The sequence below is a fragment of the Brevibacterium sp. UBA7493 genome (genome assembly GCF_002479565.1).
In the GTDB taxonomy this organism is placed as follows: domain Bacteria; phylum Actinomycetota; class Actinomycetes; order Actinomycetales; family Brevibacteriaceae; genus Brevibacterium; species Brevibacterium luteolum.
Genome location: NZ_DLOD01000003.1, coordinates 73,759 through 94,109, shown reverse-complemented (window position 1 = coordinate 94,109; position 20,351 = coordinate 73,759). Strand labels below are relative to the sequence as shown.

Sequence of the window (20,351 nt, the reverse complement as noted above, 5' to 3'; positions counted from 1 at the left end):
ACGATAGAGGGCGTGTTTGGACGGAAGAAGAACTCCCAGGATGAATCGCCCGCAGAGCGGACGGGCTCCCATGCTGCCTCCGCAGGCCCGGTCGACGAGGCTGCCGAGGCGGTGAATCCGGCTGAGGCGAAGAAGAACCGCCCGACGCCGAAGCGCTCCCAGCAGGAGGCTGCCCGCCGCCAGCCGCTCGTCGGCGATGACCGGAAGTCGGCGAACAAGCAGGCGAAGGCTGAGATCCGCCGCAAGCGCGATGAGGCGCGCATCGGCCTCATGCAGGGTGATGAGAAGTTCCTCGGCCCGCGCGATCGCGGCCCGCAGCGCCGCTATGTGCGCGATTTCGTCGACGCCCGCTTCTCGATCGGGGAGATGTTCATCCCGTTCGCCTTCGTCGTGCTGCTCATCGGCTTCATCATCTCGACTCCGCAGGTGCAGATCATCACGAGCTACGCCGTCTACGGCCTCATCCTGCTCGTCGTCATCGACTGCTTCATCCTCAACTACGTCATGAAGGGCCGGATGGCCCAGAAGTTCGGCGGCAAGGAGAACCTCGAGCGCGGCCTGACCTTCTACGCCGTCATGCGCGCCATCCAGCTGCGGGTGCTGCGCATCCCCAAGCCCAAGGTCAAGCGCGGCCAGTACCCGTCCTGATCTCCGGTCCCGAGGCGGTGGTTCCGCCCGCCGAGCCCGCACCCGAGGTGCCGGCTGAGGAGATGAGAGAAGCGCCCCCGTTCGTGCGGGGGCGCTTCTCCTCTATATAAGGGGTCTCTGGCGATGAAACCCGTGGATGCTCCGGAGCTCAGGGCTTGCGGCGCAGTGTGCGCAGCATGCGGCCTGGCCACAGCGGCCCCCCGTAGATGAGCCCGGAGTACACCTGAACGAGGTCGGCGCCGGCACCGAGCCGGGCAGCGGCATCCCGTGCGTCGGCGATCCCGCCGACGGCGATGACCGTGAGCTTGTCCCCGACGTGGCTGCGCACCAGGCGCAGCACCTCGAAGGCGCGTTCGGCCAGCGGGTCACCGGAGATCCCACCGGCCTCGGATTCGGCGAAGGCCCGGTCGGCGCCGGTGAGCACACTGCGGTCGATCGTCGTGTTCGTCGTGATGAGCCCGTCGACGCCGGTGCGCAGAGCGAGGTCGGCGACGGCGAGGACGTCCTCGTCGGCGAGGTCCGGGGCGATCTTGATGAGCAGCGGCACATGCCCGAGGCTCGAGCGCGGAGTCCCGACCGCCTCGGCGGCGGCGCCGCGGACTGCGGTGATGATCGGTTCGAGCGCCTCAGCGGACTGCAGGTCGCGCAGGCCGGGGGTGTTCGGTGAGCTGACGTTGATGACGAGGTAGTCGGCCAGCGGGGCCAGCTGGGCTGCCGACTGGCGGTAGTCCTCAGCAGCATCGGCGGCCTCGACGACCTTCGTCTTGCCGATGTTGACGCCGATGATCGGGCGCTGATCCTCCGGCAGCTTGGCGATGTCCTCACGGGCCCGCAGCAGTTCGAGCCGGGCGGCGGCCGCCCCGTCGTTGTTGAAGCCCATCCGGTTGAGCACCGCATTGTGGCCCAGCAGCCGAAACAGGCGCGGACGCGGATTGCCCGGCTGGCCGTGAGCGGTGACAGTGCCGATCTCAACATGGCCGAAGCCCATCTGGGTCAGCGCCCGGATGCCGATGGCGTTCTTGTCGAAGCCGGCGGCCATGCCCAGCCGGTTGGGAAAGCGCAGGCCGAGCACCTCGACGGGGTCCAAGGTTCCACGGCTCATGACTGCGCGGCTGAGCCGGCGCAGGCCGGGCATGCGGTCGAGGGCCCGCAGGCCGGTGAAGCTGAGGTGGTGGGCGGTCTCCGCGTCGAGGCGGGTGAGCAGGGTGCGGAAGATCAGCGAGTACACGCTCTCATCCTAGCGAGGCCTCCGGCCGCCGGAGAACACGTGGGAGTTCGCTGACGAATCGAAGTTCGGCAGGTGACTTTCGTCCCAGCAGCGGCTGCATTGACTACGGTAGGAGGCGGAGCAGATCCCCTGCCTGAGATTTCTGTCTATTGGAAAGGAACAGAATGACGACCGCAGAACTGACGATCGACGCCGCGGCCTCCGAACCCGCCCGCAGCAAAGCCGACGTCCTGGTCATCGGTGTCGCCGCTGACGGCGATGCCGTGTCCATCCCCTCCGGTGTCGCACTGGCCGCTGGAGTCCGCAAGGAGCTCGTCGCCGCTGCCGCCGCTGTCGGCTTCACCGGCAAGGCCGGTGCGCTGGCCCGGATCCCGTCCTCCAAGGGCGTCGCCGCCGGTTCGGTGCTGCTGGCCGGCCTCGGTGACTTCGACGAGGTGGCCCTCGAATCAGAGCTCGACGCCGATGGCGCCCACGAAGCGCTGCGCCGCGCGGCAGCTGTGGCCGTGCGCTCGCTGACGAAGGGCGAATCGGTTGCTCTCGCCTTCCCGGCGCAGACCGCAGCCGCTGCCGAGGCGACGGCCACCGGTGCCGTGCTCGGCTCATACCGCTACACCGAGTACCGCTCGAACGCCGAGGAGCACAAGCGCGTCACCTCGGTCACGGTGCTCGCACCGAAGGGCTCGAAGGACGGTGTCGCACGCGGCCAGTTCCTCGGCGCGGCCACCAACCGCTGCCGCGACCTGGTCAACCAGCCGCCGCTGGACCTGTACCCGGAGACCTTCGCCAAGACGGTCACCGAACAGGCCAAGGCCCGCAAAGTCAAGGTCACCGTCATCGACGAGGCCGCTCTGGAGGCCGGCGGCTACGGCGGTCTGACCGGTGTGGGCAAGGGCTCGACCCGCGGCCCGCGCCTGGTGAAGATGGAGTACAAGCCGCGCAAGGCCAGGAAGCACCTCTCGCTCGTCGGCAAGGGCATCACGTTCGACTCCGGCGGCCTGTCGCTCAAGCCGCCGCAGGCGATGGAGGAGATGAAGTGCGATATGGGCGGTGCGGCTGCGGCCGCGCAGGCCGTGCTCGCCGCTGCCGACCTGGAGCTGCCGGTGCGGGTCACCGCGTGGCTGGCCCTGGCTGAGAACATGCCCGGCGGCAACGCCCAGCGTCCCTCCGATGTCATCCGCATCTACGGCGGCAAGACCGTCGAGGTGCTCAACACCGATGCCGAGGGCCGTCTCGTGCTCGCCGATGCGCTCGTCGCCGCGCAGGAGGAGAAGCCGGACCTGCTCATCGACATCGCGACGCTCACCGGCGCGCAGGTCATCGCACTCGGCAGCCGCGTCTCCGGTGTCATGGGCACCAACGGGGCACGCAACCGCGTCGTGCTCGCCTCGGAGGTCACCGGTGAGTCGATGTGGCCGATGCCGTTCCCCGAGGAGATCCGTTCGCACTTCGATTCGACGGTCGCTGACCTGAAGAACACCGGCAAGCGCGAAGGCGGCATGCTCGCCGCCGGTGTATTCCTCAACGAGTTCGTCGAGAAGGGCCAGCAGTGGGCCCACATCGACATCGCAGGCCCGGCCTTCAACAGTGAGAGCCCGTGGGGCTACACGGCCAAGGGCGGCACCGGTGTGCCGGTGCGCACCCTGGTCGAGGTCGCCGAGCAGCTCGACCGCAGCTGACGGCAGCCCACCTGAGTCAGGGGCGCAGCCGACACCCGGCGGCTGCGCCCTTGACCATGTGCCCACACCAGCCACCGCCTCGGGCCCGGAATCCACATGAGACAGACGTGAGCAGGGTTACGGGGGTGCAGGGGCGAACGGTTGCGACATTTCCGGGAAATAGTGGAAAGATGGAGACAAGTGCCGTGACCCGGCAGTTCATCCATTCAACGAGGAGCAACCTGTGAGCGAATCGGACAACACCTACGACCTCGTCATTCTGGGTGGTGGCACGGGCGGCTACGCTGCCGCGCTGCGCGCTTCCCAGCTCGATATGCGCGTCGCACTCATCGAACGCGACAAGGTGGGCGGCACCTGCCTCCACCGTGGATGCATCCCGACCAAGGCCCTGCTGCACGCCGCCGAGGTGGCGGATTCCGCACGCGAGGCCGCGTCCTTCGGCATCAATGTCGAGCTGCAGGGCGTCGACATGGCCAAGGTCCTGGAATTCAAAGACGGCATCATCGACCGCAACTACAAAGGTCTGCAGGGACTCGTGAAGGCGCGCGGCATCGACTACATCGCCGGTGAGGGCAAGCTGACCGGCAAGGACACCGTCGAGGTGACCACCGATGACGGTTCGATGACCGTGACCGGCAAGAACATCGTGCTGGCGACCGGTTCGACGTCGAAGACCATCGGCATCGAGATCGGCGGTCGCGTCATGACCTCGGAACAGGCGCTGCAGTACGACGAGGTGCCCGAGTCTGCGATCGTGCTCGGCGGCGGCGTCATCGGCGTCGAGTTCGCCAGCGTCTGGGCCTCGATGGGCTCGAAGGTCCACATCGTCGAGGGTCTGCCGAACCTGGTCGCCAATGAGGACGCGACGATCTCGAAGAACCTCGAGCGCGCGTTCAAGAAGCGCAAGATCAAGTTCACCGTCGGCACGATGTTCAAGAGCGTCGAGCAGGACGACGACGGCGTGCACGTCACCCTCGAAGACGGCACCGTGCTCGACGCTGCGGTGCTGCTCGTGGCCGTCGGCCGCGGCCCGGTCACCGAGGGCTTCGGCTTCGAAGATCAGGGCATCGAGATGGACCGCGGCTTCGTGCTGACCGATGAGCGCCAGCACACCGGCGTCGGCTCGATCTACGCCGTCGGCGACATCGTGCCCGGCCTGCAGCTGGCCCACCGCTCATTCGCCCAGGGCATCTTCGTCGCCGAGGAGATCGCAGGACTCGACCCGGCACCGGTCGTCGAATCCGGCATCCCGCGCGTGACCTACTGCGAGCCGGAGATCTTCTCCGTCGGCCTGACCCAGAAGCAGGCTGAGGAGAAGCACGGTGAGGACAAGATCAAGACGATCGAGTACAACCTCGCCGGCAACGGCAAGTCGACGATCCTCAAGACGACTGGTCTCATCAAGCTCGTCAGCCTCGAAGACGGGCCCGTCCTCGGCGTGCACGGAATCGGCGCGCGCCTGAGCGAGCAGGCCGGTGAAGCGCAGCTGATCGTCAACTGGGAGGCCTTCCCCGAAGAGGTCGCCGAGCTCATCCACGCCCACCCGACCCAGAACGAGGCGATCGGCGAAGCCGCCCTGGCTCTGTCCGGCAAGCCCCTTCATTTCCACAGCTAAGAGCGAGGGAGACGAAACGTTATGTCCAACAAAGTGCAGATGCCGGCTCTCGGTGAATCGGTCACCGAGGGCACAGTCACCCGCTGGCTGAAGGAGGTCGGCGAAGAGGTCGAGGTCGACGAACCCTTGCTCGAGGTCTCGACCGACAAGGTCGACACCGAGATTCCGAGCCCGTACGCCGGGACCCTGCAGGAGATCCTTGCGGACGAAGACGATGTCGTCGAGGTCGGCGGCGATCTGGCTGTCATCGGCGACGGTGACGGCGACTCCTCTGACGACTCCTCTGATGAGGATGCCGACAGTGATGATGCCGACTCCTCCGATGACGGGGCTGAGGATCAGGCTGACGAGGACTCAGCTGATGAGGATTCCGCAGACGAGGCTGACGACAGCGACTCGGACGACGCGGATGACTCCGACGACTCCGCTGATGATTCCGACGATTCGGATGACTCGGATGACAGCGACGAGAAGCCGAAGAAGAAGTCCTCGGGCGGTTCCGGTGACTCCACTGAGGTGAAGATGCCGGCGCTCGGCGAATCGGTCACCGAAGGCACCGTCACCCGCTGGCTCAAGGAGGTCGGCGACGAGGTGGAAGTCGACGAGCCGCTGCTCGAGGTCTCCACCGACAAGGTCGACACCGAGGTGCCCTCCCCTGTGGCCGGCACCGTGCAGAAGCTCATGGCAGATGAGGACGATGTCGTCGAGGTCGGCGATGTCGTGGCGCTCATCGGCTCCGGCGATGCCCCGGCTGACGACTCGGATGACGCGGATGACTCCGACGACTCCGATGAGGCCGAGACCACCGACCGCAAGACCGAGCAGGCCGATGACGTCTCCGAGGAGGACACCGACGACGACGTCAAGGAGGAGTCCGACGAGGACGACGAGTCCGATGACTCCGAGGTCAAGGACAAGGAGTCCGACGCCAAGGAGGCCAAGGACGAGGCCGAGAAGTCGGACAAGTCCGAGAAGAAGGCTGAGAAGAAGTCCGAGAAGTCGGAGAAGTCCGACGAGGACGCTGCCGCTGAGGCGCAGAAGGCCGCAGCCGAGCAGGCCGCCGGTGAAGAGGCCAAGCAGTCGATCTCCTCGACTGTCGCCCACGGTTCGGCGTACGTCACCCCGCTGGTGCGTCGCCTGGCCAAGAACAAGGGCGTGGATCTCTCCAACGTCACCGGCACCGGTGTCGGCGGTCGCATCCGCAAGCAGGATGTGCTCTCGGCAGCCGAGAACGCCGGCGGATCGAAGTCCGGCGGTGCTCCGGCACCGGCAGCCGGCAAGCCGGCTGTCACCGATGACCGCGAGCCGTTCGTCGTCAAGATCCCCGAAGAGGTCAAGAAGCTGCGCGGCACCACGCAGAAGGCCTCCCGGATCCGCCAGACGATCGCCACCCGGATGCGCGAGTCGCTGCAGAACTCTGCACAGCTCACGCAGGTCATCGAGGTCGACATGACCCGTGTCGGTCAGCTGCGCAAGGCCTACAAGGACCAGTTCCAGCAGACCCACGGCGTCAAGCTGACCTACCTGCCGTTCTTCGCCAAGGCCATTGTCGAAGCACTCCAGGTCCACCCGAAGGTCAACGCCACCTACGATGTCGAAGCCAAGGAGATCACCTACTTCGACCACGAGAACCTGGCTGTTGCCGTCGACACCGAGCGGGGTCTCCTCGTTCCGGCCGTCAAGGACGCCGGCGACCTCTCGATCGCAGGTCTGGCCAAGGCCATCGACGATGTCGCTGAGCGCACCCGCACGGCCAAGATCGGCCCGGATGAGCTCTCCGGCGGCACCTTCACGGTCACGAACATCGGCAGCGTCGGCGCGCTGTTCGACACCCCGATCCTGAATACCCCGCAGATGGGCATTCTGGGCACCGGTGTCATCACGCGCCGCCCGGTCGTCGTCGAGACCGCTGACGGCGGCGAATCGATTGCGATCCGCGACATGGTCTACCTGCCGCTGACGTACAACCACGAGCTCGTCGACGGTGCGGATGCAGGACGCTTCCTGCAGACCATCAAGGCGCGCCTCGAGGACGCGAACTTCGTCGCCGACCTTGAACTGTGATCCGGAGCGTCAGCTGAGCCTCACGGCCAGCTGACGCACGGCACACCGGCCACTGCGGGTGGGATGCTCCGGCATCCCACCCGCAGTGTCGTCTCAGCCCGTCTCAGCTCTCCTCGATCGCGTCATAGACCCTCCAGCTGCCGTCCTTGCGGCGCAACTCGACGCGCATGCGCACGCTGCCGTAGTCGTGGCCGGACCCATCGGGTGCGCTCACCTGCGTCCGTGTGGCGACGTCGAGCTCGGCTCGGTCCGCCTCCTGCTGCGTGATCTGAGCCGATTCGATGTCGATGCTGATGTCACTGCCTTGGAAGGCCTCGACGTCGGCTGCGCCATCGGCTGCCGCTGCCGGGGAGCCTGCGACCGTCAGCTCCGCCAGCGCTGCGGCATCGCCGAGGTGATAGGCCTGCTCGCGTCTGCGGGTGAGCGCGGCGAACGCGTCCTTGGGGTTCTCCGGCCCCGAGGCGGTGGTCGCCGCAGGGCCTTCAGTTGCTTGTTCGCTGGGCGGGTTATGGCCGGCACTGCCCGGGGCGACCGCCTCACCTCCGGGATCGATGAGACCGGTGAGCAGCGCGATCCCCGACAGGCTCAGCACGAGTGCGGCCGCAGCGCCGATGAGCATCGTGCGGTTCAACGGCAGCCGCGGGAGGTGGAAGCCGCTTATTCCGGAGCCTCTCCCCTGCCGCGTGCGCTGCGTCGGCTCGTGGGTGCGCCTCTGTGCCTTCCGCGAAGTGGAGTTCTTCATGCGGCGCATTCGGTCGCGTCTGGCGTGCCCGGCGGCCGCGCGCAGCCGGCCGATCCCGCTGCCCTTGGTGCTGTCTTCGGCCCGGCGAGCCCTTTCTTCACGCCGGCCGCCTGAGGTGCGCTCGCGGCTGCGCTCATAGCGGCCGGTGAGTGCCGACGCGACGCTTGCGTCGACGCGCAGCTGGGCGGTCACCGCCTCGGACACCGAGACCTCCGCCTCGACGGGGACGAACGGAATCTGCTCCGGCTCGCCCATTGCCGCAAGCCTCGTCAGCAGCTCGGGCCCGGGCGCGGGACCGCCGCCGGGTTCGGCTTCGAGCAGTTCGATGATGATGCCGGCCAACGGCTCCGGAACGGCTGGGGTGAGGTCTGGCACCGGCACCCCGTGCTCCTCCCATGTCAGGCCGGTCAGGCACAGATAGGCAAGCTGACCGAACTCGACCGCCTCGCTCGACACTGACTCAACCGGCACCGTATGGCCGGGCACGAGGTGAATGGCACCGGCATCATCGACGCCGAAGGCGCTGCGGTGGCAGCGCAACCGGCCGGAACTCGGTGCAGGGGCGGCACACAGCGCCTCCAGGCAGGCACCGAGCACCGCCAGAGTCTGCCCGAGGGTCAGCCCGGCATAGCTGCGCAGCGCATCGACGAGCAGACCGCCGTGGAAGCGGGGCACGATGAGCCCGTTGCCGCCTGCCTGCCGCGGCTGGCCGAGCACATGGGCGGGCTGCCCATCGACTGAGGCGACGTCGCTTGCGCGGGTGCCGTCCGCCTCGGGAACGGCGGCAGGATCGCAGCTCACCGGTCCGCCAGTGAGCTCGGCGGTGCCGATTCCCGGCCACCGGTGCGTGATATCGGCCACATCGCCCTCGGGCAGGAACCAGGCGGTGCGCTGCCCTGTGCTGATGCGGCGGATCCCCGGTGCCACCTCGGCGACGGTGTGCCACGTCTGCTCGGCCATGTCCCTCCTGTCTGCACTCGTGGTGATCGGCTGTGCGGCAAGGCTACGGCTGGGCTGGAGGGTGTTGCCATGGGCTTGTCGGATCTGTGGATAACCGTCGGCGGCGGATGCGGACGGCTTTGCCCGCCTGCAGCGTGCGGCATAGGGTGAGTGCATGTCATTCACAGTGGAATGCCTCGGGTATGCACACGACTATGTCGACTACCGCAGCGCCTGGGATCTCCAGCAGCGCTATCACGCCGACGTCATCGCCGGCACGCGCGAGTCCACCCTCCTGTTCCTGGAGCATTCCCCCGTCTACACCGCTGGCAAGCGCACCGAAGACCATGAGCGCCCGGTCGACGGAACGGAGGTCATCGACGTCGACCGCGGCGGCAAGATCACCTGGCACGGACCCGGCCAGCTCGTCGTCTACCTCATCTACCGGCTCAACGACGCCAAAGACGTCAAGCTCTTCGTCGACCAGATCGAAGATGCCCTCATCGACGTGTGCGCGTCCCTCGGCATCGAGACGATGAAGGTCGACGGCCGCTCCGGCGTGTGGCTGGCCGCCACCGACACACTGCCCGAGCGTAAGATCGGCGCGATCGGCATCCGCATCCACGAAGGCGTGACGATGCACGGGCTGGCCCTCAACTGCTCGAACGACAACACCGGATTCGACTCGATCGTGCCCTGCGGCATCGCCGATGCCGGGGTCACGAGCTTGAGTGCCGAAACCGGCCGCACTATCACCCCCGCCGACGTCGCTCCGGCTGTCGAAGCGGCGCTCGCCAGGCACATCACCGCCTGAGACAATTGAAGCCCCGGCATCAGCCGCGCCGGCCGGCGCACCTGCACGAGGCACGACCACCGACGAGAAGGACCCACAGTGACGATTGCTCCTGAAGGACGCAAGATGCTGCGTGTCGAGGCACGCAACGCCCAGACGCCGATCGAGAAGAAGCCGTCCTGGATCAAGGCGAAGGCCAATATCGGACCGGAGTTCACCGAACTCAAGTCCCTGGTGCGCTCCTCGAAGCTCAACACGGTCTGCGAGGAGGCCGGCTGCCCGAACATCTTCGAATGCTGGGAGGACCGCGAGGCGACCTTCCTCATCGGCGGTGAGCAGTGCACCCGCCGCTGCGACTTCTGCCAGATCGACACCGGCAAGCCGGCCGACTTCGACGCCGACGAGCCGCGCCGGGTGGCCGAATCGGTCGCGACGATGGGCCTGCGCTACTCGACGATCACCGGTGTCGCCCGCGACGACCTCGACGACGGCGGTGCCTGGCTGTACGCCGAGACCGTGCGCCTCATCCACGCGATCGAGCACGAGGACGGCCACCAGACCGGCGTCGAACTGCTCATCCCCGACTTCGACTCCAACGACGACCAGCTCGCCGAGGTGTTCTCCTCCCGGCCGGAGGTGCTGGCCCACAATGTTGAGACCGTCCCGCGGATCTTCAAGCGCATCCGCCCCGGGTTCCGCTACGAGCGATCGCTGTCGGTCATCACGAAGGCCCGCGATGCCGGCCTGGTGACGAAGTCGAACCTCATCCTCGGCATGGGTGAGACCAACGACGAGGTCATCGAGGCGATGCAGGACCTCTACGATGCCGGCACCGACCTGCTGACCATCACCCAGTATCTCCGCCCATCACCGCGGCACCATCCGATCGAGCGCTGGGTCAAGCCGCAGGACTTCGTCGAGCTGCGCGATGCCGGTGAGGAGATCGGCTTCGCCGGTGTCATGAGCGGACCGCTCGTGCGCTCGTCCTACCGGGCCGGCCGGCTGTGGGCGCAGGCGATGCGCCGCCGCGGTGAGGAGATCCCCGCCCACCTGCTGCACCTCGACCGGGAGATGCCGGCCAAGCAGGAGGCGCAGGCGGTCGTGAATACCTTCGGACCCGGCGAAGAGGTACAATTCTAGGTTGTCCGCCCAGCACGGCTGGGGCGTCATCCGCCACACCAATGAAAGCTGATTGAGCACAGGAATGTCAGAAGAGAAGCCACGCCGCTTTTTCAAGCGCAAGCCGAAGGATCCGAGCAAGCCGGGCCGCATCGCGCAGATGCGCCAGGTTGTGCAGCTGTCGAAGAAGCACACCCCCGCCACCGTCTGGCTCATGCTCGCCGCGATCGTCGGCCTCACCGCCCTGGGTGTCGGGGTGGGCTTCCTCTTCGGCCCGATCTGGCTGTGGACGATCCTGGGCCTCATGCTCGGTATCTTCCTGGCCCTGTTCATGCTCGGCCGCTTCGCTGAGACTGCCGCGTTCAAGGAGATGGAGGGCCAGCCCGGTGCGATCGGTGCGGTGCTCAACACCTGCCGGCGCGGCTGGCTCATGGATGAGCAGCCCATCGACGTCGATCCGCGCAGCCGCGACCTCGTCTTCCGCTCCACCGGCAAAGCCGGCGTGGTGCTCATGAGCGAAGGCCCCAAAGGCCGGGTCGAGAAGCTGCTGGCCAAGCAGAAGAAGCGCCACGAGCGCGTGCTGCCCAATGTGCCGATCTACACGCTGCAGGGCGGCGAACAGGACGGCCAGATCCCGATGAGCAAGATCGTGCGCACCGTCCACCGGCTTCCGCGCAAGCTGAACAAGGCCGAGATCCTCGCCGTGCGCAACCGGCTGACCGCCCTCGGTTCAGTGACGAAGAACCCGCCGATCCCCAAGGGCATCGACCCGATGAAGGCCCGGCCGAACCACCGCGCGATGCGCGGACGGTAAGCCCCACGCAACGACGAAACGGCAGGCAGTGCACATGCACTGCCTGCCGCTTTCGCATGCCCAGGCGAGGACCGCCTCGGGAACGGAAGATCAGCTGCGCACAACGGCGGTGCGGGCGGCGATGTCGTGGAAGCCGCGCCGGTCGGCATCGAAGATGACGGCTGGGATGACGAGCATGAGCAGCAGGGTGCGGATGAAGCCCGAGGCGATGCCCGGGGTTGCGCCGTCGAGACGGATGACGCGGATGCCGAAGATCTTCTGCCCGACTGTTGTGCCCAGCAGCGAGACGAGCACGAGGTATTCGATGAAGAAGATCGCGAGGATGGCGAGATTGCTGCCCTCGAAGAGCCAGAACGCGATCCCCAGGCACATGAGGTAGTCAAGCCACAGGGCAAGCAGGCGGCGCCAGATCGGCGCGATCGAGCCCGGCCCGGTCTCAGGCAGGCCGAGCCGGCTGCCTGGCCAGCTGCTGCCGGTGCTCGCGGCGGTGGGTCCGTTGAGCCATGAGCCGAAGTCATCTCGCTGAATCACGCCCTCAAGTGTAGCCGCCGGCAGCCGGTGGCTTTGCACCGGCAGAGGGTGATGCAGAACTCGCCGACGTCGCCGAAAACGGCGTGGCACCTGTTCTGGCAAGGGTGTGGGGTGAATTAGGATGGAGAACACACCACAGGGCCACGCCCGAGTCGTGGCCCGCGACTTCCAGGAGTGATCTTGTTCAATACCCCGGCAGAGCTCGTCGCCTACATGAAGGAAAACGACGTCGACTTCGTCGACATCCGGTTCTGTGACCTTCCCGGTGTGGTGCAGCACTTCAACCTCCCGGCCTCGGCCTACGGCGAGGAGGAGCTGGAAGAGGGTCTGCTATTCGACGGTTCGTCGATCCGCGGGTTCACCTCGATCCACGAGTCGGACATGAAGCTCATCGCCGATGTCACCAGCGCCTACATCGACCCGTTCCGCATGGCCAAGACGATGGTCATCACGCATTCGATCGTCGATCCGTTCACCGACGAGCCGTTCTCCCGCGACCCCCGCCAGGTCGCAGCGAAGGCCGAGGCGTACCTCAAGTCGACCGGCATCGCCGACACCGTGTTCTTCGGTGCGGAGGCTGAGTTCTACCTCTTCGACTCGATCCAGTACCAGAACCACCCGGGCAACAGCTTCTTCAAGATCGACTCGGTCGAGGCCGCCTGGCGCTCCGGTGCCGAGGAGGGCGGCAGCAACCTCGGCTACAAGACCCCGTTCAAGGGCGGGTACTTCCCGGTCTCCCCGCAGGATCACTTCGCCGATGTGCGCGATGCGATCTCGCTGACGCTGGCCGAGATCGGCTTCGAGGTCGAGCGCGCCCACCACGAGGTCGGCACCGCCGGCCAGCAGGAGATCAACTACAAGTTCGACTCGCTGAAGAAGGCCGGCGACCAGCTGCTGGACTTCAAGTACGTCGTCAAGAACGTCGCCTGGGACTTCGACAAGTCGGTGACCTTCATGCCGAAGCCGCTGTTCGATGACAACGGATCGGGCATGCACTGCCACCAGTCGCTGTGGAAGGACGGCGAGCCGCTGTTCTACGACGAGAACGGCTATGCCGGCCTGTCGGACGTCGCGCGCTGGTACATCGGCGGCCTCATCGAGCATGCCGGTGCGGTGCTGGCGTTCACGAACCCGACGATCAACTCCTACCGCCGTCTCGTCAAGGGCTACGAGGCTCCGGTCAACCTCGTGTACTCCTCGGGCAACCGCTCGGCGGCCATCCGCATCCCGGTCACCGGCACCTCGCCGAAGGCCAAGCGCCTGGAGTTCCGCGCACCGGACCCGTCGGCCAACCCGTACCTGGCGTTCTCGGCCCAGCTCATGGCAGGCCTCGACGGCATCCGCAACCGCATCGAGCCGCCGGAGCCGATCGACAAGGACCTCTACGAGCTGCCGCCGGAGGAGCTCGAAGACATCAAGCTCGTGCCCGGCACGCTCGAAGAGTCCCTGGCCGCACTCGAGGAGGACCACGACTTCCTGACCGAAGGCGATGTTTTCACCGAGGACCTCATCGAGACCTGGATCCAGTACAAGCGCGAGAACGAGCTCGACGTCGCTCGTCTGCGCCCGACACCGACCGAGTTCGAGCTGTACTACTCGATCTGATGAGCACACCGTGACCTGGCAGCCGGGCTCCGGCTGCCAGGTGCAGCGCCGCAGGCGGTCTCCCCCACCGGGATGCCGCCTGCGGTGTCTCTGTGTGGGCGGCCCGTTGACGATCGGGCTGATCTCGTAGGATATGGGTCATGACTCATTACGACGTACTCGTCATCGGCACCGGATCAGGCAACTCGATCATCGATCACCGCTTCGACGACCTCTCGGTCGCCATTGCCGAGTCCGCTCGCTTCGGCGGCACCTGCCTCAATGTCGGCTGCATCCCGACGAAGATGTTCGTGCACACCGCCGATCTCGCTCGTGACGCCGCTGACGGTGAGCGCTTCGGCATCGACACTTCGTTCAACGGCGCGAACTGGACGTCGATCCGCGACCGGATCTTCTCGCGCATCGACCAGATCGAGTCCAGCGGCCGCGCCTACCGAACCCATGAGCTCGACAATGTCACCGTCTACCCCGAACATGTCGAGTTCACCGGTGCCCGCTCCTTCCGCACCGCCTCGGGCACGGAGTTCACCGCCGACCGCATCGTCATCGCCACCGGCTCCCACCCGGTCGTTCCGACGGCCGAGGGCCTCGATCCCCAGCGCGTCGACACCCCCGGCTACCCGGTGCGCACGTCGGATACCGTCATGCGCATCGACGCGCTGCCTGAGTCGATGGTCGTCATCGGCGGCGGCGTCATCGCCGCCGAGTTCGCCCATGTCTTCTCCTCCTTAGGTGTGGAAGTCACGGTGCTCGTGCGCGGGAAGCGGCTGCTGAAGCACTCCGATGAGCTCGTCTCCGAGCGCTTCACCCATGCGTTCGGCGCCGCCCCGCGCATCGACCTGCGCACTGACACCGTGGCGACCCGCTACGAGATCCGCGAAGACGCTGAGGCTGCGCAGGGACAGCCCGACGCCCGGGCCGTACGACTGACGACCGATGCCGGGGATGTCATCGACACCGACCTCGTGCTCATGGCCACCGGCCGCACGCCCTCGACCGGGCAGCTGGGCCTGGAGCACACCGACATCGACGTCGAGCGGGGCTCGATCAGCGTTGATGAGTACCAGCGGGTGCGCTCCAGCGGGACGCCGCTGCCCGGTGTCTTCGCCCTCGGCGACGTGTGCTCGGACTATCAGCTCAAGCACGTCGCCAACCACGAGGCGCGCATTGTCAAGGCCAATCTGCTCGCCGACATCGCCTCCGGTTCCCTCGGCGGCGCGCAGGAGGCTGATCTCGTTGAGGTCAACCATCATGCGGTCCCGGCGGCAGTGTTCTCGCACCCCCAGTCGGCCGGCGCCGGCCTGACCGAGGCTGAAGCCCGGGAGGCCGGCTTCGACTGTACCGTCAAAGTCCAGGAGTACAGCGACGTCGCCTACGGCTGGGCGCTGGAGGACCGGACCGGATTCTGCAAGATCATCGCCGATCGCACCAGCGGGCAGATCCTCGGCGCCCACATCCTCGGCGCGGAAGCCTCGATGATCATCCAGCCGCTCATCCAGGCGATGTCCTTCGCACTGCCGGCGGATCAGATGGCCAAGCACCAGTACTGGATCCATCCGGCCCTGCCCGAGGTCGTCGAGAACGCCCTCCTCGGCCTCGAACTCGGCTGAGCACGTGCGAACCGACGCCCGGTCCCTGTCCTGGGGCCGGGCGTCGGAAAATGGCTGGCTTTGTCGAGTGGCCAGGCGTCCGACGTGTTCTGAGGCTGCTGTCGGGCTGTGCCGCTGCGCTCGCGCGCCGGGCCCGAGGCGGTGGTTCAGAACCGGCGGGAGTAGCCGCGGGCGAATTCGTCGGGATCGGCGACGTGGCCGCGGTTGGCAGCGTGGGCGTGACTGCCTGCCTGCTCCTCGTCGAAGTCGTAGAACAGCCGCTCCATGACCTTCCGCGCCCGGCGGGTGGCGCCGAGGTAGTCGTCGAAGAGGACCTGGCCGCACCCGGGGTCATAGTCGAGGAGCCGAGCAGTAGCCTCCAGTTCGGCTGAGTCCGCCGGCAGGGCGGCTGCCGTACGGCCGCGGAACAGCGTCACCGCTGAGCGCACACCGGTGGCCAGCAGCCAGGCTTCTCTCAGGGTCTCGGCGTCCTCGGCACCGATCTCACCGGCGGCGACGAGCGCGTCGAGGGCGGCCAGGGTCTCGGTGGTGCGCAGACGCGGATTGTCAGCGGCGTGCTGCATCTGCAGCAGCTGGATCGTCCATTCGACGTCGGACAGGCTGCCGCGGCCGAGCTTGAGGTGCCGATTCGGGTCAGCGCCGCGGGGCAGGCGTTCACTCTCCATGCGCGCTTTGAGCCGGCGCATCTGCCGCAGCGAGGATTCCGGCACCTCGTCGGGGTAGCGCAGCGGGTCGATGAGCTCGGTGAAGGCATCGCGCAGGGTCTGCTCTCCGGCGATCGGCCGGGCGCGCAGCAGCGCCTGCGCCTCCCACGGCTCGGACCATTTGTCGTAGTAGCCGGCGTAGGAGTCCAGGGAGCGCACGAGCGGTCCCTTCTTGCCTTCTGGCCGCAGGTCGACATCGATCTCGATCGGCCGGGACGGCCCGGCGCTGCCGAGCTGGTTCGTCACCTCCAGGGCGACCCGGCGGACATGCGAGCTGAGTTTCGAGCGGGCGTCGGCGTCGAGGTTCTTCTCCAGCGACCGGAAAACGAACATGACGTCGGCGTCGGAGAAGTAGCCGATCTCAGCTCCTCCGAGCCGGCCCATGGCGATGATCGCGAACTCGTACTCCCCCACCTCGGCGTCGGCATCGAGGCCCGCGCGCACGGCGCGCACGGTCGCGTCGATCGCGGTGTCCATGAGGATGGCCAGCTGCTTGGGGATGTCCTTGCGGTCGGCGATGCCGAGGATGTCGGACAGCGCGATGCGCAGCACCTCCCGGCTGTAGCGGGCCCGCACCGCCGGCACGGCTTCGTGGCCGTACCGGTCGACGATGCCGCGCAGCCGGGCTTCGATGTCTTCGGGCTCCTGCAGCTGCAGCCGGGTCTGGTCGTCCAGCCACGAGACGGCGCTGGGATTGCGCAGCAGCAGCTCGGTGGCGAACGACGACAGGGAGAGCACGTGGGCCATCGACTTCGCAGCGACGCCGGAGTCGCGCAACATCTTGACGTACCACGTCGAGGTCGACAGCGATTCGGACAGGCGGCGGAAGGCCAGCAGCCCGGCATCGGGGTCGACGCCGTTGGAGAACCAGTCGAGCAGTGCCGGCAGCACCTGCTTCTGCACCATCGCCGCACGCGAGACACCGGTGGTGAGCGCCTGGATGTGCTTCATCGCCGACTTCGGATCGCGGTAGCCGAACGCCGACAGGCGCTCGCGAGCCGATTCGGCTGACAGCCGGGAAATCGCCCCGTGGCCGGCGGCGGCTTCGAGGATCGGGCGGTAGAAGATCTGCTCGTGCAGTGCCCGGATCCGCCTCGAACGGGACTCCCGCTCCTCCTGCAGCCGCTGCGGGGAGCGGTCGCCGAGGGCGTAGACGCTGCGCGAGAGCGCGCGCATCTTCTTCTCCTGCGTCGGCAGCAGCGCCGTGCGGCGCATGCGCGGGATCTGCAGCCGGTGCTCGACGGTGCGCAGGAACCGGTAGGACTCGCTGAGGTCGGCGGCATCATCGGAGGAGATGTATCCGCGTTCGCCGAGACACTCGAGCAGCTCGAGGGTGTTCGTCACCCGGATGGCCTCGTCGTCGCGGCCGTGGACGAGCTGGAGAAGCTGGGCGGAGAACTCGACATCACGGAGTCCCCCGGCCCCGAGCTTGATCTGGCGTTTGGCCTCCTTGGCTGGGATGAGGTCGACGACGCGGATGCGCATCCGCCGCACCTCGTCGATGAACCCGGGCCTGGCCGATGCAGTCCACACGTGCGGGTTGAGGCTCTCGAACCAGGCGGCGCCGAGGTCGCGGTCGCCTGCGATCGGGCGGGCCTTGAGCAGCGCCTGGAACTCCCAGTTGTGGGCGATCTTGTCGTAGTAGTGCTCGAACTCCTCCAATTTGCGCACCAGCGGGCCATTCTTGCCCTCCGGGCGCAGCGCGGCATCGACCTCCCACAGGGGAGGTTCGGGCGCGTAGCCGGCGATGACCTCGGCCAGCCGGTGGGCGAGCTTCGTCGCCGTCCGGGCGCCGGATTCGTCGAGTTCGGCAACCTTCCGGGCCTGCGCACCGTGATCGGTGGCCTCATCGCTGGCCTCAGGCTCACCGGTCTCGACCGGCGCCCAGCAATAGACGACGTCGACATCGCTGACGTAGTTGAGCTCCCGGGCTCCGCATTTGCCCATCGCGATGACGGCCAGGCGCACCGTCTCGGCTTCCTCGGTCTCAGCCCGTGCGACGGCGAGGGCGGCGTCGATCGCCGCGGCGGCCATATCGGCCAGCAGCGCGGAGACGTCGCAGACGATCTCATTGGCGAACAGGCTGCCGAGGTCGTCGCTGGTGAGCTGGACGAGCAGATCCCGATAGGCCTGCCGCAGCGCGACCACGGCGTCCTCCCCCGTCACCGAGGCGACGGGCACCTCGGCGGCGGGATTGGCACCGACGGCTTCGAACAGGTGGGCGCGCAGCTGCTCCGGTTCGGCGGCCTCGGTTCCCAGCAGCAGGGTCTGGTCTTCGGAGGCGAGCAGGAACACGGCCTCGGGCCGGCGTACGAAGTGATCGACTGAGGCATCCGAGGTGCCGGCCAGGTGCGACAGGCGCGGCAGGAAGTTCGAGTGCTCGTCGACGGCGGCGGCGAAGCGGCGCTGGCCATCCTCGTCGAGTGCCTCAATCGTGCGCAGGATCCCGAGCGCGGCGGCATCCGGGTCGGGTGCCTGGGTGATGAGCTCGACGCTGACCGGTGAGCTCAGCGCCTCGCTGCCGAGGAGTTCGTCGGCCTCAGCCAGGAAGCCCCGGGCGCGGCGGGAGTCGCCGAAGCCGGAGCGGCTGCGCGCGGGGTCGACCTGGCGGCTCATATGGTGTTGAAGTGGCGTCGGTACTCGTGTGGGGTGACCTGGTCGCGGTAGTCGACCCACTCCTGCATCTTGTTGCGCAGCACGAACTCGAACACCGCTTCGCCGAGGGTGTCGGCGACGAGTTCGCTGTTCTCCATCTTCGCGACCGCGTCGTTGAGGCTCACCGGCATCGCCGAGATGCCGAGTGCGCGGCGCTCATGATCGGACAGCAGCCACACATTGTCCTCGGCCTCGTCGGGCAGCTCGTAGCCCTCTTCGATGCCCTTGAGGCCAGCGGCCAGCATGAGCGAGTACGTCAGGTACGGGTTGGCTGAGGAGTCGATGCCGCGGTATTCGACCCGCGCCGAGGAGGCCTTGCCCGACTTGTACTGCGGGATCCGCACGAGTGCGGAGCGGTTGCGGTGGCCCCAGCAGATGTAGCTGGGCGCTTCGTGCCCGGTCCACAGCCGCTTGTAGGAGTTGACGTACTGGTTCGTCACCGCTGAGATCTCCGGGGTGTGCTCCAGCAGACCGGCGACGAACTGCCGGCCGGTCTGGGAGAGCTGATACTCAGCACCGGGTTCGTAGAAGGCGTTCTCATCGCCTTCGAACAGCGAGACGTGGGTGTGCATGCCGTTGCCGGGCTCGTCGATGAGCGGCTTGGGCATGAACGAGGCGAACACGCCCTGTTCGAGGGCGACTTCCCGGATGACGGTGCGGAACGTCATGACGTTGTCGGCCATCGTCAGGCCGTCTGCGTAGCGCAGGTCGATCTCGTTCTGCCCGGGGCCGGCCTCGTGGTGCGAGAACTCCACGGAGATGCCCATCGATTCGAGCGTCTGCACAGCACTGCGGCGGAAGTTGTTCGCCGTGCCGCCGTCGACATGGTCGAAGTAGCCTGCGGTGTCGACGGGCACCGGCGGCTTGCCGCCGAGGTGGCCGGACTTGAAGAGGTAGAACTCGATCTCGGGGTGGACGTAGAAGGTGAAACCGCGGTCGCTGGCGATCTTCATCTGGCGCTTGAGCACATTGCGCGGGTCCGAGGCCGACGGGGTGCCGTCGGGATCGTAGATGTCGCAGAACATCCGGGCGGTCGGCTCGGTGTCTCCGCGCCACGGCAGCAGCGCGAAGGTCGCCGGATCGGGCCGCAGCACCATATCGGCTTCGAAGATCCGGGAGAAGCCCTCAACGGAGGAGCCGTCGAAGCCGATGCCCTCCCGGAAGGCGCCTTCGAGTTCGGCAGGCACGATGGCCACCGACTTGAGCTGGCCGAGCACATCGGTGAACCACAGGCGGATGAACTTGACGTCACGGTCTTCGACCGTGGACAGCACGTACTCCTGCTGGCGGTTCATCGACATCAGCCGTTCCACTCCTTGTCCTCAGCGTCCCACTGCTTCGTGTTCTCGGCTGCCTTGGCCAGGGCCTGTTCGGCTTCTTTGGCGGTGTCGTAGGGGCCCATGCGGTTCTCCCAGTTGCTCTGCGGGCCGTGCTCGACCTTGCCGGTCTTGGTGTTGAACCAGTACTTCTCGGCGCCGTAGGTCTCTTCCTGATCAGTCATCGCTGAGCTCCCTCGTCGGACGGTTAGGCAGCGCCGGGGACGCGTGTGCCCCAGGCACCCTGTCGTCCCAGTCTAGCGCGCTGACTGGCGGCAATTGGCCGCTATCG

The 20,351-nt window shown here is 67.1% G+C and carries 15 protein-coding genes; 9 read left to right on the top strand and 6 right to left on the bottom strand.

Going from position 1 to position 20,351, the window contains the following annotated elements; all coding sequences use genetic code 11:
• The first annotated feature begins 12 nt into the window (after positions 1-12).
• Entirely contained in the window at positions 13-648 is a 636-nt protein-coding gene (locus B4E96_RS01780) for a DUF3043 domain-containing protein (protein WP_165882987.1), read from the top strand.
• Positions 649-796: 148 nt separating this feature from the next.
• Here the strand turns inward: B4E96_RS01780 and B4E96_RS01775 are convergent, their stop codons facing one another.
• On the bottom strand, positions 797-1,876 hold the full coding sequence (locus B4E96_RS01775; RefSeq protein WP_286956203.1) for a quinone-dependent dihydroorotate dehydrogenase: 1,080 nt from the start codon (positions 1,874-1,876) through the stop codon (positions 797-799).
• A gap of 164 nt (positions 1,877-2,040) precedes the next feature.
• Between B4E96_RS01775 and B4E96_RS01770 the strand changes: the two genes are divergently transcribed.
• The 3 genes from B4E96_RS01770 to sucB all read left to right on the top strand — a co-directional run bounded on the left by B4E96_RS01770 (position 2,041) and on the right by sucB (position 7,231).
• The gene (locus tag B4E96_RS01770; RefSeq protein WP_259800402.1) at positions 2,041-3,552 is read left to right on the top strand and encodes a leucyl aminopeptidase; all 1,512 of its coding nucleotides are present in this window, start codon (positions 2,041-2,043) and stop codon (positions 3,550-3,552) included.
• Positions 3,553-3,775: 223 nt separating this feature from the next.
• Positions 3,776-5,167, top strand: coding sequence for a dihydrolipoyl dehydrogenase (gene lpdA, locus B4E96_RS01765; RefSeq protein WP_286956201.1), 1,392 nt, complete (start codon positions 3,776-3,778; stop codon positions 5,165-5,167).
• 21 nt (positions 5,168-5,188) lie between these two features.
• Positions 5,189-7,231, top strand: coding sequence for a 2-oxoglutarate dehydrogenase, E2 component, dihydrolipoamide succinyltransferase (gene sucB / locus B4E96_RS01760; protein WP_286956200.1), 2,043 nt, complete (start codon positions 5,189-5,191; stop codon positions 7,229-7,231).
• A 103-nt stretch (positions 7,232-7,334) separates the two neighbouring features.
• On the opposite strand, the gene B4E96_RS01755 is transcribed toward sucB, so the two are convergent.
• Positions 7,335-8,933 carry a hypothetical protein gene (locus B4E96_RS01755; protein ID WP_286956199.1) on the bottom strand — a complete coding sequence of 533 codons (1,599 nt, stop codon included), beginning with the start codon at positions 8,931-8,933 and terminating at the stop codon, positions 7,335-7,337.
• Between the two features lie 154 nt (positions 8,934-9,087).
• Between B4E96_RS01755 and lipB the strand changes: the two genes are divergently transcribed.
• The 3 genes from lipB to B4E96_RS01740 all read left to right on the top strand — a co-directional run bounded on the left by lipB (position 9,088) and on the right by B4E96_RS01740 (position 11,638).
• Positions 9,088-9,726: a lipoyl(octanoyl) transferase LipB gene (gene lipB, locus B4E96_RS01750; RefSeq protein WP_259800385.1), complete on the top strand. Its 639-nt coding sequence runs from the start codon at positions 9,088-9,090 to the stop codon at positions 9,724-9,726.
• Positions 9,727-9,804: 78 nt separating this feature from the next.
• Positions 9,805-10,845, top strand: a complete 1,041-nt coding sequence (gene lipA, locus B4E96_RS01745) for a lipoyl synthase (RefSeq protein ID WP_259800384.1) — start codon at positions 9,805-9,807, stop codon at positions 10,843-10,845.
• 64 nt (positions 10,846-10,909) lie between these two features.
• Positions 10,910-11,638 (top strand): DUF4191 domain-containing protein, encoded by a 729-nt coding sequence (locus B4E96_RS01740; protein ID WP_286956198.1) that lies wholly within the window; start codon positions 10,910-10,912, stop codon positions 11,636-11,638.
• Between the two features lie 90 nt (positions 11,639-11,728).
• On the opposite strand, the gene B4E96_RS01735 is transcribed toward B4E96_RS01740, so the two are convergent.
• The gene (locus tag B4E96_RS01735) at positions 11,729-12,169 is read right to left on the bottom strand and encodes an RDD family protein (RefSeq protein WP_165882996.1); all 441 of its coding nucleotides are present in this window, start codon (positions 12,167-12,169) and stop codon (positions 11,729-11,731) included.
• 180 nt (positions 12,170-12,349) lie between these two features.
• Here B4E96_RS01735 and glnA point away from each other — a divergent pair, with 180 nt between their 5' ends.
• The gene (gene glnA / locus B4E96_RS01730; RefSeq protein ID WP_165882997.1) at positions 12,350-13,774 is read left to right on the top strand and encodes a type I glutamate--ammonia ligase; all 1,425 of its coding nucleotides are present in this window, start codon (positions 12,350-12,352) and stop codon (positions 13,772-13,774) included.
• Positions 13,775-13,914: 140 nt separating this feature from the next.
• Positions 13,915-15,384: a mycothione reductase gene (locus B4E96_RS01725; RefSeq protein ID WP_286956196.1), complete on the top strand. Its 1,470-nt coding sequence runs from the start codon at positions 13,915-13,917 to the stop codon at positions 15,382-15,384.
• Positions 15,385-15,530: 146 nt separating this feature from the next.
• On the opposite strand, the gene B4E96_RS01720 is transcribed toward B4E96_RS01725, so the two are convergent.
• Genes B4E96_RS01720 through B4E96_RS01710 form a run of 3 tightly spaced genes read right to left on the bottom strand, consistent with a single transcriptional unit; the run spans position 15,531 to position 20,244 of the window.
• Positions 15,531-18,704 carry a bifunctional [glutamine synthetase] adenylyltransferase/[glutamine synthetase]-adenylyl-L-tyrosine phosphorylase gene (locus B4E96_RS01720; RefSeq protein ID WP_286956195.1) on the bottom strand — a complete coding sequence of 1,058 codons (3,174 nt, stop codon included), beginning with the start codon at positions 18,702-18,704 and terminating at the stop codon, positions 15,531-15,533.
• Positions 18,701-20,038 carry a glutamine synthetase family protein gene (locus B4E96_RS01715; RefSeq protein ID WP_286956433.1) on the bottom strand — a complete coding sequence of 446 codons (1,338 nt, stop codon included), beginning with the start codon at positions 20,036-20,038 and terminating at the stop codon, positions 18,701-18,703. Before B4E96_RS01715 ends, B4E96_RS01720 begins: the two co-directional genes overlap by 4 nt.
• A 5-nt stretch (positions 20,039-20,043) precedes the next feature.
• Positions 20,044-20,244: a hypothetical protein gene (locus tag B4E96_RS01710; RefSeq protein WP_102159962.1), complete on the bottom strand. Its 201-nt coding sequence runs from the start codon at positions 20,242-20,244 to the stop codon at positions 20,044-20,046.
• Positions 20,245-20,351 lie beyond the last annotated feature (107 nt).